The sequence below is a fragment of the Pseudomonas cerasi genome (assembly GCF_900074915.1).
Lineage (GTDB): Bacteria > Pseudomonadota > Gammaproteobacteria > Pseudomonadales > Pseudomonadaceae > Aquipseudomonas > Aquipseudomonas cerasi.
Window position 1 is genome coordinate 2,097,823 of sequence record NZ_LT222319.1, and the last position, 12,716, is coordinate 2,110,538.

The following is a 12,716-nucleotide window of genomic DNA, read 5'->3' on the forward strand; positions in this document are numbered from 1 at the left end:
TGCAAAAAGCTGCAAATCGGACGGCCATTGCACGACGATGGAACGAGCCTCGTGCAAGTGCATCAGAGGTTTTGGCTAATCGATCAGCTTTGTTAGGCTGTCGCGCTGGCCGGCGTGACCGTACTCGGCAAATTACAAGGAGCATGCATGACCTCTTTCAGCACCGCAGCCCAGGATGCCAAGGCTCGGGCGGAGCAGTCTTCGACGCGTATCGCGTTTTTCATTGCCGGTTTCAGTGTCGCCTCGTGGGCGCCGCTGGTGCCTTACGTCAAACAGCGGATGGGCCTCGATGAGGGCACGCTCGGGCTCTTGTTGCTGTGTCTGGGGGTGGGCTCGATCATTTCGATGCCGTTGGCGGGAGCACTGGCGGCACGGTTAGGCTGTCGGCGCCTGCTGGTCTGTTCGACGCTGCTGATCTGCCTGTGTCTGCCGCTGCTGGCGACGATTTCCAGTCTGCCGCTATTGATCGCCACGCTGTTTCTGTTTGGCGCGAGCATGGGCGGGGTGGATTGCACGGCCAACGTGCAGGCGGTGATCGTCGAGCGCGCCAGCGGCAAGACCATGATGTCGGGCTTCCACGGCCTGTTCAGCCTCGGCGGGATTGTCGGTGCCGCGGGTGTCGCCGGCTTGCTCAGTCTGGGCATCTCGCCGTTCACGGCGATGCTGATCGTGGTATTTCTGACGTTGGTTGCGCTGGCCAAAGCGGCGCCGAATCTGTTGCCTTACGGCAGTCCGGCCGATGGGCCAGCCTTTGCCATCCCGCGTGGCGTGGTGCTGTTCATCGGCCTGCTGTGCTTCACCGTATTTCTGGCCGAAGGCGCGATGCTCGACTGGAGCGCGGTATTCCTGACCTCGTTGCGTGGTGTCGAAGCGGCGTATGCCGGGCTGGGCTATGCGGTATTCGCCGCGACCATGACCCTGGGGCGGTTGTTTGGCGATGCGGTGGTAAAGCGGGTGGGCTCCAATCGGGTGATCATTCTTGGCGGACTGTGTGCCGCAGCGGGTCTGGCCGTCGCGACATTGATCCCGGTCTGGCAGGCGGCGCTGCTGGGGTATGCATTGGTAGGCGCGGGTTGCTCGAACATCGTGCCGGTGTGCTACAGCGCGGTCGGTCGGCAGAAGACCATGCCCGAAAGCGTGGCCATCCCGGCGATTACCACAGTCGGTTATGCCGGGATTCTGATCGGTCCTGCGGCAATCGGTTTCATCGCCCATGTCAGCAGCCTTGAACTGGCGTTCATGGTCGTTGCCGTGATGCTTCTGGGCGTGGCGATAGGCGGCAGCAAACTCAGGACCTGATCCCCGCTACAACCTGCGCGCCATCCCCGACACCCGGATCGAGCTTCCCCGTTGCTGCGGGATTTCGGCGCGCAGGCGCGACGGGCTGCCCATGTCCTCGCCCTGAATAATGTCTATCAAACCGCCATGCGGCCAGTCGATATCGCGCAGATAGCCGCCCAGTGCCGCCGTGGCCGCTCCGGTGGCCGGGTCCTCATAAAAGCCACCGAACGCAAACGGGTTGCGGGTGTGGAACAACTGATCGGTCTCGGCCCACGCCAGCAAAATCGTCGCCCAGCCTTCACGGACCATCAGGTCGTGCCCCGCTTGTTGGTCATAGCGCATGGCCTTGAGCCTGGCCCGGCTGTTCAGCGCCAGCAGCAGGTGCCCGGCACCGCCATTGACATGCGCGGGGCTGATGCGCTCATCCAGATCGGCATGGTTATAGCCGAATAGCGCCAGGGCTTCTTCCAGCAACAGCGCGCTGATCGGCGTGCTGAACGTGGGCGGCGATTGCAGCGCCGCCGACGTCAGCGAGCCCTGCGCATGGCCTTCGACAGTAATCTGCGCCTGATTGAGTGTCAGCTGATACACGCCATCGCCTTGCTGTGCCGCCAGCGCTGCGCCCAGGGCGATGGTGGCGTGCCCGCAAAACGGTACTTCTGCCAGCGGCGAGAAATACCGCACCCGCCAGCCGGCTTCGACAGGCGCAGCGAACGCCGTTTCGGAAAAACCGATGTCGGCGGCAATCTGTTGCATGACGGCATCATCGGGTAACGCATCGCCGATCCATACGCCTGCCGGGTTGCCACCGCGATCTCCATCGCTGAACGCCGCCAGTTTGAGTACTTCAGTTGTCATCGAAGGGTGTCCTTGCCTGGGTCAGTAGGGGACAGTGTGCAATGGCGAGGATTTGATTATCCAGTGAGAACATTTGATGTACGGCATCCATCTGCCTGATGCGTCACACCTCACACCTCGCCAGGCGTCGCTGCATCAGGCGTTCACGCAGTGTGTCGTAGGCCCAGTTGAACAGCAGGGTATAGGGCAGAAACATCAGCAGCAGACCGATGTCCAGCCAGAACGCTTCCATCAGGCTGATTGTCAGCCACCATGCGGCCAGCGGCACCACGGCCAGAATCAGTCCGGCTTCGAACCCCGTTGCGTGCAGGATGCGTACCGTCAGGTTCATGGTAAATCCGTAGCGGTTGCGTAGACGGTCGAACAGCGCGTTGTAGGTCATGTTCCACAACATGGCGATGGTCGAGATCATCACCGTCATGGCCCCCATCATCGCCAGCGATTGGTCCATCAGCCAGGCCAGCAGTGGTGCGACCAGAATCACACCGCCGATCTCGAACAGCGCGGCATGCAGCGCCCGCTCACGCAGGGTTTTGCTGGCGACGCCGGGTTGCCGGTCGGTGTGCGGTTGGTTGTTACTCATGACTACGCTGTCCTTGGTGCTGATGGATGGCAGTATTATCATCGGTGTTTGCGTTAAGCTGAAAATCAGTACCATCGGTTAAACCGATATGAGAGCGCCATGAGTTATTCACCAGAAGCCCTGGAAGCCTTCGCCCAGATTGCCGCGCTGGGTTCTTTCAGCGCCGCCGCACGCCGTCTGGGCAAGAGTCAATCGACCATCAGTGAGGCGATCGCCCGCCTGGAAATCGACCTGGGGCTGGAGCTGTTCGACCGTTCTTCCAGGCAACCAGTCCTGACCGAAGCGGGTAGGGTGATGCTTGGCCGTGTCGATGATCTGCTGTGCGCCTCGGACCGGCTGCGTCGTGCTGCCGCGCGGCTTGCAGCAGGCGTCGAGCCGCGGCTCACGCTGGTGCTGTCGGATGCCAACCAGTTTGCTGATTTCGAGCGGCTGATGACCGAACTCGATCAACGCTTTCCAGAGCTGGAGATGGAATGCGTGTTCGCCGAGCATGGCGACGCCATCAGCCTGGTGCAGTCGGGGAGGGCGTCGCTGGGGCTGCTGTCGGCGCAAGCCAGCTACCCACCGGAAATCGGTCACGCGACCATCGATGAAAGTGCCGATTTCGGTCTGTTCGTGTCGCACAAACATCCGCTTGCCGCGCTGGAACGGGTCGATTACCAACAGTTGTCCCGCTATCGCGCCTTGCGCCTCAATACGCTGATCGAGCACAGCATCCCCACCGACGACTTGCCCACCAGCGGCCATCGGCACTGGTCGGCACCTAATTACCTGCTGTTGATGGACATGGCTGCGTTCGGCTTTGGCTGGTCGGCATTGCCGCGCTGGCTGGTGTCGCGCTATTCGGGCGGACTGCTCAAAGAACTGCACGTCTCCGGTTGGCCGCGGCGCTCGGCGGTGGACGTCATCTGGTCATTCCAGCGCAGCCTGGGGCCTGCGGGCGCGTGGCTGCTGGAGTCGCTGGTGCCGTTCGCGGGAGAGTGAGACGGGTTTAAGCGAATTCCTGTACGCCACAAGCCCTTCCAACCTCGCGACTGCAACAGAATCCCGCTATAAAGAGTGCCTGCAACCCGACGGCAGAAGGAATCAGGCATGGCTTTCGATTGGCACTCCGACCTCATCACGCGTGATACGCCAGTGGATGACACTTATCGGAACACGCAGAACGTGAGGCGTTTCATGACCGGGCAGTGCGGGGCGTCGTTCAGGTTCGATCGGCCATTCATGGCATGGATCAACAATGGCGAGCCCAAGAACATGGGGCAAGTCGCGGACCAATGGTTGCGCCTGCATGCCGCAGCTTCGGCGTCGAACTGATATCACGGGTCAATCGGGATCGGTACAGCGTGGCCCCTGTACTCGTGAATGTTGTTCACAAAAGTACCTATCGCGCTGACTGGGTCAAAAAAACCAGAATTTCTGAGCTCAAAACGCCATTATTTTTGCATGCGAGCGGTTTTTCTCGTAGCGTGCTCGTGCCGCCCCGCATGACGGGAAAGCGGCGCAACCAATACCTCAGGTGCCGCCGCTTTGACCCCGACAGATTTACAACATCTCCAGAGCCGATTGGCGGCTCTGGAGCAGGAAAATGCCTCGCTTAAAGAGAGCCTGAGCGTCACCGGTCGGGAGGCCGAATACGCCCTGGCCCAATCCCAGGAGCGCTATCGTTTTCTGTTCAACGCCATGGATGAAGGCTTTTGCATCATTGAGTTCTTTGACGGTCCACACGGTCCGCTGAGCGATTACATTCACGTCGAAGCCAACCCGGCCTACGAGTACCACGAGTACCACGCCGGCATTTCCAACGTGGTGGGCAAGAAGCTGCGCGAGATGGTTCCCGAGGAGGCTGATGGCTGGCTGGAGTTTTACGGCGACGTGTTGCGGACCGGCAAGCCGATCCGTTTCGAGCGCGAACTGGTGGCCACAGGGCGCTATCTGGCCTTGACCGCGTTTCGCATCGAGCCGGCCAGCCGCAAGCAGGTCGCGGTGTTGTTTCAAGACATCACTGAACGCAAACGCGCTGAACTGGCGCTCAAGCAACTGAACGAAACTCTGGAAGCACGCATTATCGAAGCGGTGGCCGAGCGTAATGTGCTGGCCGACGTCGTCAACGGCACCAATGCGTTCATTCATGTCGTCGACTGCAATTTTCGCTGGATGGCCATCAATGGCGCTGCCCTGCGCGAATTCGAGCGTCTGTTCGGTGTTCGGCCGCAGGTGGGTGACAATATGCTCGACCTGCTCGCCGACCTGCTCGCCGACCGGCCGCAGAGCAAGGCTGATCTTGAACGGCGCTGGACGCGTGCGTTGGCGGGCGAAGAGTTCGCCGAAAGTGTCAGCTTCAGTGACTCGAACGATCCGGCCAGTCATTTTGAAATACGTTACAGCACGCTGCGCAATGCTCAGGGGCAGGCCATTGGGGCCTACCTGTTTGCCTACGATGTCAGCGAACGGCTTCGCGAGCAGGAGCGCCTGAGCCAGGCTGAGGAAGCCTTGCGCCAGTCCCAGAAGATGGAAGCCGTAGGCCAGTTGACGGGCGGTATCGCCCATGACTTCAACAACCTGTTGACCGGCATCACGGGTTCGCTGGAACTGCTCAAGACACGGGTGAGCCAGGGCCGTTTCAATGAACTGGACCGCTACATAGGGGCTGCGCAGGATGCCTCCAAACGTGCGGCGTCACTGACTCATCGATTGCTGGCGTTTTCGCGCCGGCAGACCCTTGACCCCAAGCCGGTCGACGTCAACCGATTGGTCATCGGCATGGAAGAGCTGATTCGTCGCACGGTCGGGCCGCATATCACTGTGGAGGTGGTGACCTCGGTCGGGTTGTGGTCAACGTTCATCGATGCACCGCAGCTGGAAAATGCCTTGTTGAACCTGTGCATCAACGCCAGGGACGCCATGCCGCGCGGCGGGCGAATTACCATCGAGACAGCCAACCGCTGGATTGACGAGCGCGGCTCACAAAGCCGCGATCTGATCCCCGGGCAATACCTGTCGCTGTGTGTCAGCGACACCGGTACAGGCATGTCGCCCGAGGTCATCAATCGGGCCTTCGACCCTTTCTTTACCACCAAGCCACTGGGGCAGGGTACGGGGCTGGGCTTATCGATGGTGTACGGTTTCGTGCGCCAGTCCGGCGGGCAGGTGCGTATCTATTCCGAGCCTGATCAGGGCACGAACATGTGTCTCTACCTGCCGCGTCATTACGTTGGGGCACCGGAAGAGATCGAGGCTGCAGATGCTGCTGGATCGGCGCCTGTGCAGACCGAGCGCACCGTGATGATTGTCGACGATGAGCCGACCATCCGCATGCTGGTGGCTGAAGTGCTGGAGGATCAGGGCTACATTCCGATCGAGGCGGGCGAAGGCGCATCTGCGCTCAAGGTGCTGGAGTCTGATGCGCGTATCGACCTGCTGGTGACTGATGTCGGGTTGCCGGGGGGGATGAATGGCCGGCAATTGGCCGATGCCGCGCGCATCATTCGACCCGACCTCAAGGTGCTGTTCATCACCGGGTACGCTGAGAACGCCATCATTGGCAACGGCCATCTGGATCCGGGGATGTGGGTGCTCACCAAACCCTTCACCATGGAAGCGTTTGCCAGCCGCATCTACGAAATGATTGAGCGCGAAGACTGATTCCAGCAGCCGTCAGCGGGTGGGCGGCGCCTGGAATTCACCCTTGGACAAGCCTTCCACGTCATTGCCCATGCTGTCACGAATGCTCAGGTCTGCGCCCTTGTCGGTCAGCTCCTTGAGCACTTCGGTGCGTTTGAACAGGGCGGCGTACATGGCTGCGGTCTGCCCGGCATTGTTGGTGAGGTTCGCACCGCAATCTGCCTGAACCAGACGCTTGGCGATGCTCAGTTCACCTTTGAAAATCGCACCCATCAGCGCCGTATTGCCGCGATTGTCCTTGGCGCAAGGGTCTGCTCCGGCATCTATCAGGCGTATCACCGAGTCTTCATGGCCGTGATAGGCCGCGAGAATCAAACCGGTATAGCCTTGTTCATCGCGGATGTTGAGGTCGTAATGAGCCTCGATAAACGTGTCCAGCATCGGGTTGTTGCCTTCACGGGAGGCGTCGAAAAACAGCGTGCGCAGCTGGCTGGCCGTCTGCTCGGCAGTCAGCTCCGGGGGCGGTGGAGTGGGGGTCGTTGTTGATGTCGGTGGTGTGGCGTTCGCGGCTGCGGCGAACAGCAGCAAGCCATAGATCAGATGCTTCATGGGCGTTCTCCTGACGGGAACCGTCCCGGCGACTGAGCACCGGGACGGGGTATCAGATCATCAGTCCTTGAGGCTTGCAGCCAGGGACTTGACCTTGCTCAGATCGCCTTTGGCGACTTCGGCTACCCGAGTGCCGTAGTCCGGATCTGCCTTGTACAGGTACGACAGCATGATGTTCTTGCTTTCAGTATCGGTGTCGGCCAGCGACTCGCCGAAGCTCTGCACCAGGTCAGTCTTCTCTTTCGCGCTGTAGGAGCGATACAGATCACCCGCCTGCTTGAAGTTCTGCTCACGCGTGATCTTCGCCTGCTGGGTAGTGCCACTGAGCGGCAGTTCGCTGTAGCGCGCCTTGTCATCCGCTGGACGAGGTTCCAGACGGCTCGGCTCATAGTTGACGCCGCTGGTGGTGTGGCCAGTGTTCAGCGCACCGTCCTGATTACCGTTGTTGACCGCAACCTTGGGCTGGTTGACAGGCAGGCTCAGACCATTCGCGCCAAGGCGATACATCTGGGTGTCAGCGTAGGAGAACACACGGCCTTGCAACAGGCGGTCTTCGGAAGGTTCGATACCTGGAACCAGGTTGGCCGGGGCCATGGCGACCTGCTCGGTTTCCTGGAAGAAGTTATCGACGTTCTTGTTCAAGACCATCTGCCCGATCTTCTTCTCGGGAACGTCCGGCCAGATCTTGGTGGCGTCCAATGGATCGAAGTCGAATTTCGCCAGCTCTTCAGGCTTCAGGACCTGAACGTACAAATCCCATTTCGGGAAGTCACCCTTTTTGATCGCACCAACCAGGTCGTTGGTCAGGTGGCTGTAGTCCTTGGACTGGACCTGAGCGACTTCCTTGGGATCAAGGTTCTTGATGCCCTGCAGGGATTTCCAGTGGAACTTGACGTAGTGCACTTCGCCCTTGGCATTGACCAGTTTGTAGGCGTGTACACCGTTGCCATCCATGAAGCGATAGCCTGCTGGGGTGCCCTCGTTCGAATACAACAGGGTCAGCGTACGGGTGGCTTCCGGTACGTGGGAGAAGAAGTCGAAGCGACGCGAGTCGTTGTCCAGGTTGGTACGTGGATCAGGTTTGAACGCGTGGACCATGTCCGGGAACTTGATGGCATCACGAATGAAAAACGTCGGGAAGTTGTTGCCAACCAGGTCCCAGTTACCGTCAGCCGTGTAGAACTTGGTGGCGAAGCCGTGCGGGTCGCGCAGGGTTTCAGGCGAGTGATTGCCGTGAACCACGGAGGAGAAGCGTACAAATACCGGCGTCTTCTCACCGGATTTGAAAACGGTCGCCTTGCTCAGATCACTGATGTCGGCAGAGGCCGTAAATTCGCCTTTGACGCCGGTGCCGCGGGCATGCACGACGCGCTCGGGGATGCGTTCGCGATCAAAGCGCTGCAGCTTTTGCAGCAACTGAACGTCTTGCAGCAGGACAGGGCCCTGGGCGCCTGCGGTCTGAGAGTTCTGATTGTCGCCGACGACGGCGCCATTGTCGCGGGTCAGGGTGTCGGCTGCATAAACGGTCGGAACAGTAATCAGACCGGCTGCAGTCAGGCACACCATGTGTCTGGACCAGTTTAATAACGGCATTTTGAATCCCTCATATTTTTAGTAGGCCGGATAATCTTAGGCGCGTGAGGGAAATGCGGTGATTATAAAAATATATTGGGGTGATTGAGATAAATACTCGAACAAAAGGTGGACCCGGTAACGGATGTTTGTACCGAGTTGGCCTGATGCGTTGATTGCACGTTCGGTCGCTGTAAATCAAGTTATATTTCCATTTTTTGCTAGTTATGCATCCCTTTGAAAAAATTGGATTTTTATTGAATGTCAACAGTCATTAAACCTCCTTGTATCCCCTTACTCAGGTAGATGTGAATCATTATCAACTTTATTATTTGGTAACAGACTGGCGACTGTGGTGTGTGCTGGTACGATCGTACCGATACTTACAATGGTCTTTCGGGTGGATGGCTATTTGATATTCTTTTTTTAAAATCATCGTATAAGTTGCAACTAAGTTGGCGCGCTGCAGCATGCTGGCAATATGACAATATCGGTCCTGAATGCCTCGACGCGCTATCATGTGGCCACATCCCGTACAAACACACCTATTAATGGAGCCCCTTGTCCCATGTCGACGATCATGCTGCTGAAAACCCCGCCGCCGGAATTCATCCGTAGCCAGATCCAGCAGATGGTCGTCGACTACGTGACGGACATCAGTCTGGTGGCGATCGCGCCAAGCAACCCGCTGTACAACCTTTACCAGTACGGCGTGGGGTATGAGGTGCATTTGTACCTGAATGCCATGGACGGTTCGCAGCAGCTGACCGTGGAGCTGATCGTCGCGCTGGACGATGAAGACCCCGAAACTGTATTGGGGTTTTTGCTCTATCTGCCTGTGCAGGATGATCCGCAGGCCTGCGCCGTAGCCTACATGGCGGTGCGCGACAGCCACCGCCGTCAGGGCATCGCACGCTCGATGCTGGAGAAAATGACGAGTCGCTATCCGCACGCAGAGCTGTATTGCGTGGTCGGCAAAGTCGCGTATTTCGAGGCAATGGGCTTTCAGGTGCTGGGCGCGCGTGGTCCGCAGGTCATCATGAACACGCGTGATCACGGTACTGACGGTCTGCTTGCGGTCATGGATATCGCGCCCATCTACAACTCGGTCGAAGTGCGGCAGATCCACGCTTACCTGCTCAAACAGCACGGCAAAAGCGCGATGGTCGATGCGGAGAAGCAACGCGATCGCCATCTGGACCGCATGACTCTTGAAGCGAGAACGTTCGCCGAGCAACGTCTTGGCAATGATGGCCTGGCAGCCGGCGCGTCAAACACCGTGCGGCTGCACTGATAACGAACAGGATTTGCGAACGGGGCGGTGCCGATAGAAGGCAGTAGTCGCAGATCTGCGACTTGTCAAAGTTTTTCTATCAAAAAGCGAGGAGGTCGGGAACGATCCAAATGAGGTGAAGTCATTATGACATCATCGCTGTTTGATCAACTCATTCCGGCACTGACATCACTCCTCATTCAGCAACAGGTAAGCCCCATGAACGTCCTGCGTCAGTCCAAGTTTTCCACCAAGCTGCTCTCCGCTTTCATCATCTGTGCATTGATTACGCTGGCCGTCGGCGCCTTGGGTATGGTGGGCGTGACACGCCTGGCCAATGCCCTTGAGCTGACCTTCTCCAACAACCTTGTCTCGGTCAGCAACACCAATGAAGCGCTGACCAGCTTCACCGCCCACAACCGCGGGCTTTACCGTTTGCTGGATGCGCAGGATGGCGGTGTTTCCGAAACGGACAAGGATCGAGTTCGTCAGGCGTTGAGTGATGACCTGGCCCGTGCGCAAAAAGTGTTTGCGATCTACCGCGCCACGCCTCTGGAAGATGACGAGCGCGCCGCCGGTGACCAGTTGGAACTGATGCTGCCCGCGTACGTTTCGGGCTCTCAACAGGTTGTCGACCTGATGAAGGCGGGTAATTACGAGGCTGCCCGGACCCAGTTGAATAGCCTTTCCTCGGAAAGCTTTACCAAGGTGCGCAGCTATCTGCGGATCATGATCGATTCCAACAATCGTCAGATCAAGGAAGGCGCAGCCGCTGCTGCCGACCTGAAGGCCAGTTCGGTATTAATGCTGGAGATTGGCGTGGTGATTGCTTTTCTGGTGGCCATCATGCTCGGCGTGCTGATTACCCGCATGATCACCCGTCCTTTGGCTGTCGCAGTCGCCAGTGCTCAGCGCATTGCGGGCGGTGACCTGACCCAGCCCATTGTTTCCAACAGTGGCGATGAGGCCGGACAACTGTTGAACGCGCTGTCCGACATGCAGGGCGGTCTGAAAAACACCATTCAACAGATTGCCAGTGCCTCGGACCAGCTGGCTTCCGCTGCCGAAGAACTGAGTGCCGTCACCGATGAAAGCACCCGCGGGCTGACTCGCCAGAACGACGAAATCCAGCAGGCGGCAACGGCCGTCAATCAGATGACTGCCGCAGTGGAAGAAGTGGCGCGTAACGCGGTATCCACGTCTGAGGCTTCGAAGTCTGCTACAGACGATGCCATCGATGGCCGTGGCCAGGTCGATCACACGGTCAAGGGCATCACCACCATGGTCCATGAGATCACCGCATCCACTGGCGCTGTGTCCGAGCTGGCCGGGCATGTCCGGGAAATCAGCAAGGTGCTTGACGTTATTCGCAGTATCGCCGAGCAGACCAACCTGCTGGCCTTGAACGCCGCCATTGAAGCTGCACGTGCTGGCGAACAGGGTCGTGGTTTTGCGGTGGTGGCTGACGAGGTTCGGGCTCTGGCGCACCGTACCCAGGCATCGACAGTGGAAATCGAAGGCATGATCAGCACCGTGCAATCGGGTGCTGACGGCGCGGTTGCGGCGATGGGCAAGAGCCTGTCGCTCGCCACCAACACGCAGGAACTGGCCCAGCGTGCGGGCGCGGCGCTGGAGAAAATCACCCAGGGTGTTGCAACCATCAACGAGCGCAATCTGGTCATTGCCTCTGCTTCGGAAGAGCAGGCCCAGGTGGCTCGCGAGGTGGACCGCAATCTGCTCAACATTCAGGACCTGTCGACCCAGAGCGCTGCAGGTGCCAACCAGACCAGCGCGTCCAGTCAGGAACTGTCGCGACTGGCCACCTCGTTCAATTCACTGGTGGCCAACTTCAAGCTGTAAGTCGCTCCCAAGAGGCATTGTCTGGCGCACGTCCTGGCCCGATCGGTGGTGAAATTCCGGTCAGGCATAAAAAAGGCGTTGCGCCCGACCGGGTCATTTCGCGCATCATAGGCGGACTCAGCCCGAGAGAGACTTTTCATGCCTGTCATTAATTACTTTCTGCGCCTGTCGCTCCCGCGAGTGTCGTTAGCCTTTCTGGCCGTGTTGTGCTCTGGTGTGTTTGCCAGTGCTGCGCTGGCTGGCGACGAAACGCAACTGATCGAATCCCTCAATGCCTATCGCAGCCAGGCACAGCGCTGTGGCGAGCAGGTGTCCACGGAACTGCCGCCGCTGACCAGCGACGCGCGTCTGGTGCTGCCGGCCAGTGGCAATCTGGACCTGCAACAGGCGTTGACGCGCGCTTCCTACCCAATGGTCACTGTGCAGGCGATAAGCCTGTCCGGTCCGAACAATGCAGAGGCTGCACTCAAGGCGGTTCTGGAGAGTTTCTGCCGCGTGGTGCTGGACCCGCAGTTCGTCGACATCGGTGTCAGCCGCGAAGGGCGAGACTGGCGTATCGTGCTGGCGCGCTCGCTGGTCGCGTCGCGTCTTGGCGACTGGCAGACAGAGGGGCAAAAGATTCTGGAAATGATTAACAATGCCCGCACTCAGGCACGTCAGTGCGGCCCACAATCCTTCGCCGCTACCACGCCGCTGGCCTGGAACCTGGTTCTGGGGACCGCTGCGCAACGTCATTCCCAGGCGATGGCCAATCAAAACTTTTTTGACCACAAGGATCGTGACGGCCGCACGCCTGGCGACCGCGCTGAACTGGCCGGGTATGTGGGGCAGCAGGTGGGCGAGAACATTGCTGCCGGTCAGGACAGTGCGCGCAAGGTGGTGGATGGCTGGCTGCTGAGCCCGGGCCACTGCGCCAATCTGATGAATCCGGATTTCCGCGAGCTGGGTGCAGCCTACGCGATGGACCCCAAAAGTGACGCAGGGATTTACTGGACGGCAATGTTCGGCACGCAGCAGTAGCGTCTAGCGCTGCGCCAGTGGCTGACAAGCCTGGGC

11 protein-coding genes and 1 pseudogene are annotated in these 12,716 nt (G+C 59.2%); 8 read left to right on the forward strand and 4 right to left on the reverse strand.

Features of this window, described 5'->3' with window-relative positions; genetic code table 11:
- Nucleotides 1-147: 147 nt before the first annotated feature.
- The gene (locus PCPL58_RS12140) at nt 148-1,299 is read left to right on the forward strand and encodes an MFS transporter (protein ID WP_003370349.1); all 1,152 of its coding nucleotides are present in this window, start codon (nt 148-150) and stop codon (nt 1,297-1,299) included.
- 6 nt (nt 1,300-1,305) lie between these two features.
- Here the strand turns inward: PCPL58_RS12140 and PCPL58_RS12145 are convergent, their stop codons facing one another.
- The gene (locus tag PCPL58_RS12145) at nt 1,306-2,139 is read right to left on the reverse strand and encodes a PhzF family phenazine biosynthesis protein (protein WP_065349496.1); all 834 of its coding nucleotides are present in this window, start codon (nt 2,137-2,139) and stop codon (nt 1,306-1,308) included.
- A 103-nt stretch (nt 2,140-2,242) separates the two neighbouring features.
- Nucleotides 2,243-2,722, reverse strand: a complete 480-nt coding sequence (locus PCPL58_RS12150; RefSeq protein WP_044308590.1) for a multidrug/biocide efflux PACE transporter — start codon at nt 2,720-2,722, stop codon at nt 2,243-2,245.
- 99 nt (nt 2,723-2,821) lie between these two features.
- Between PCPL58_RS12150 and PCPL58_RS12155 the strand changes: the two genes are divergently transcribed.
- From PCPL58_RS12155 to PCPL58_RS12165, 3 genes are all read left to right on the forward strand, one after another.
- On the forward strand, nt 2,822-3,706 hold the full coding sequence (locus PCPL58_RS12155) for a LysR family transcriptional regulator (protein ID WP_003436246.1): 885 nt from the start codon (nt 2,822-2,824) through the stop codon (nt 3,704-3,706).
- 108 nt (nt 3,707-3,814) lie between these two features.
- Nucleotides 3,815-4,039 carry a DUF6434 domain-containing protein gene (locus tag PCPL58_RS12160; protein WP_003370358.1) on the forward strand — a complete coding sequence of 75 codons (225 nt, stop codon included), beginning with the start codon at nt 3,815-3,817 and terminating at the stop codon, nt 4,037-4,039.
- Nucleotides 4,040-4,252: 213 nt separating this feature from the next.
- Complete coding sequence (locus PCPL58_RS12165) at nt 4,253-6,367, forward strand: hybrid sensor histidine kinase/response regulator (RefSeq protein WP_065349497.1); 2,115 nt, start codon at nt 4,253-4,255, stop codon at nt 6,365-6,367.
- Between the two features lie 12 nt (nt 6,368-6,379).
- Here the strand turns inward: PCPL58_RS12165 and PCPL58_RS12170 are convergent, their stop codons facing one another.
- Nucleotides 6,380-6,955 carry an ankyrin repeat domain-containing protein gene (locus tag PCPL58_RS12170; RefSeq protein WP_003370362.1) on the reverse strand — a complete coding sequence of 192 codons (576 nt, stop codon included), beginning with the start codon at nt 6,953-6,955 and terminating at the stop codon, nt 6,380-6,382.
- A 60-nt stretch (nt 6,956-7,015) separates the two neighbouring features.
- Nucleotides 7,016-8,521 (reverse strand): catalase KatB, encoded by a 1,506-nt coding sequence (gene katB, locus PCPL58_RS12175; RefSeq protein ID WP_003370364.1) that lies wholly within the window; start codon nt 8,519-8,521, stop codon nt 7,016-7,018.
- Between the two features lie 574 nt (nt 8,522-9,095).
- On the opposite strand from katB, the gene PCPL58_RS12180 reads away from it, so the two are divergent.
- The 4 genes and pseudogenes from PCPL58_RS12180 to PCPL58_RS12190 all read left to right on the forward strand — a co-directional run bounded on the left by PCPL58_RS12180 (nt 9,096) and on the right by PCPL58_RS12190 (nt 12,680).
- Complete coding sequence (locus PCPL58_RS12180) at nt 9,096-9,821, forward strand: GNAT family N-acetyltransferase (protein WP_065349498.1); 726 nt, start codon at nt 9,096-9,098, stop codon at nt 9,819-9,821.
- A 198-nt stretch (nt 9,822-10,019) separates the two neighbouring features.
- A pseudogene (locus PCPL58_RS32620) lies at nt 10,020-10,802 on the forward strand (MCP four helix bundle domain-containing protein); the annotation flags it as partial.
- On the forward strand, nt 10,797-11,660 hold the full coding sequence (locus tag PCPL58_RS32625) for a methyl-accepting chemotaxis protein (RefSeq protein WP_404944166.1): 864 nt from the start codon (nt 10,797-10,799) through the stop codon (nt 11,658-11,660). The pseudogene PCPL58_RS32620 and the gene PCPL58_RS32625, both read left to right, overlap by 6 nt.
- A gap of 138 nt (nt 11,661-11,798) precedes the next feature.
- Nucleotides 11,799-12,680, forward strand: coding sequence for a CAP domain-containing protein (locus PCPL58_RS12190; protein ID WP_065349499.1), 882 nt, complete (start codon nt 11,799-11,801; stop codon nt 12,678-12,680).
- Nucleotides 12,681-12,716: the final 36 nt, after the last annotated feature.

Bases quoted from the DNA above. Each gene is read 5' to 3' on its own strand.
- katB (WP_003370364.1), bottom strand. From the start codon at position 8,521: ATGGTGTGCCTGACTGCAGCCGGTCTGATTACTGTTCCGACCGTTTAT.
- PCPL58_RS12140 (WP_003370349.1), top strand. From the start codon at position 148: ATGACCTCTTTCAGCACCGCAGCCCAGGATGCCAAGGCTCGGGCGGAG.
- PCPL58_RS32625 (WP_404944166.1), top strand. From the start codon at position 10,797: ATGCAGGGCGGTCTGAAAAACACCATTCAACAGATTGCCAGTGCCTCG.
- PCPL58_RS12145 (WP_065349496.1), bottom strand. From the start codon at position 2,139: ATGACAACTGAAGTACTCAAACTGGCGGCGTTCAGCGATGGAGATCGC.
- PCPL58_RS12150 (WP_044308590.1), bottom strand. From the start codon at position 2,722: ATGAGTAACAACCAACCGCACACCGACCGGCAACCCGGCGTCGCCAGC.
- PCPL58_RS12160 (WP_003370358.1), top strand. From the start codon at position 3,815: ATGGCTTTCGATTGGCACTCCGACCTCATCACGCGTGATACGCCAGTG.
- PCPL58_RS12155 (WP_003436246.1), top strand. From the start codon at position 2,822: ATGAGTTATTCACCAGAAGCCCTGGAAGCCTTCGCCCAGATTGCCGCG.
- PCPL58_RS12170 (WP_003370362.1), bottom strand. From the start codon at position 6,955: ATGAAGCATCTGATCTATGGCTTGCTGCTGTTCGCCGCAGCCGCGAAC.
- PCPL58_RS12190 (WP_065349499.1), top strand. From the start codon at position 11,799: ATGCCTGTCATTAATTACTTTCTGCGCCTGTCGCTCCCGCGAGTGTCG.
- PCPL58_RS12180 (WP_065349498.1), top strand. From the start codon at position 9,096: ATGTCGACGATCATGCTGCTGAAAACCCCGCCGCCGGAATTCATCCGT.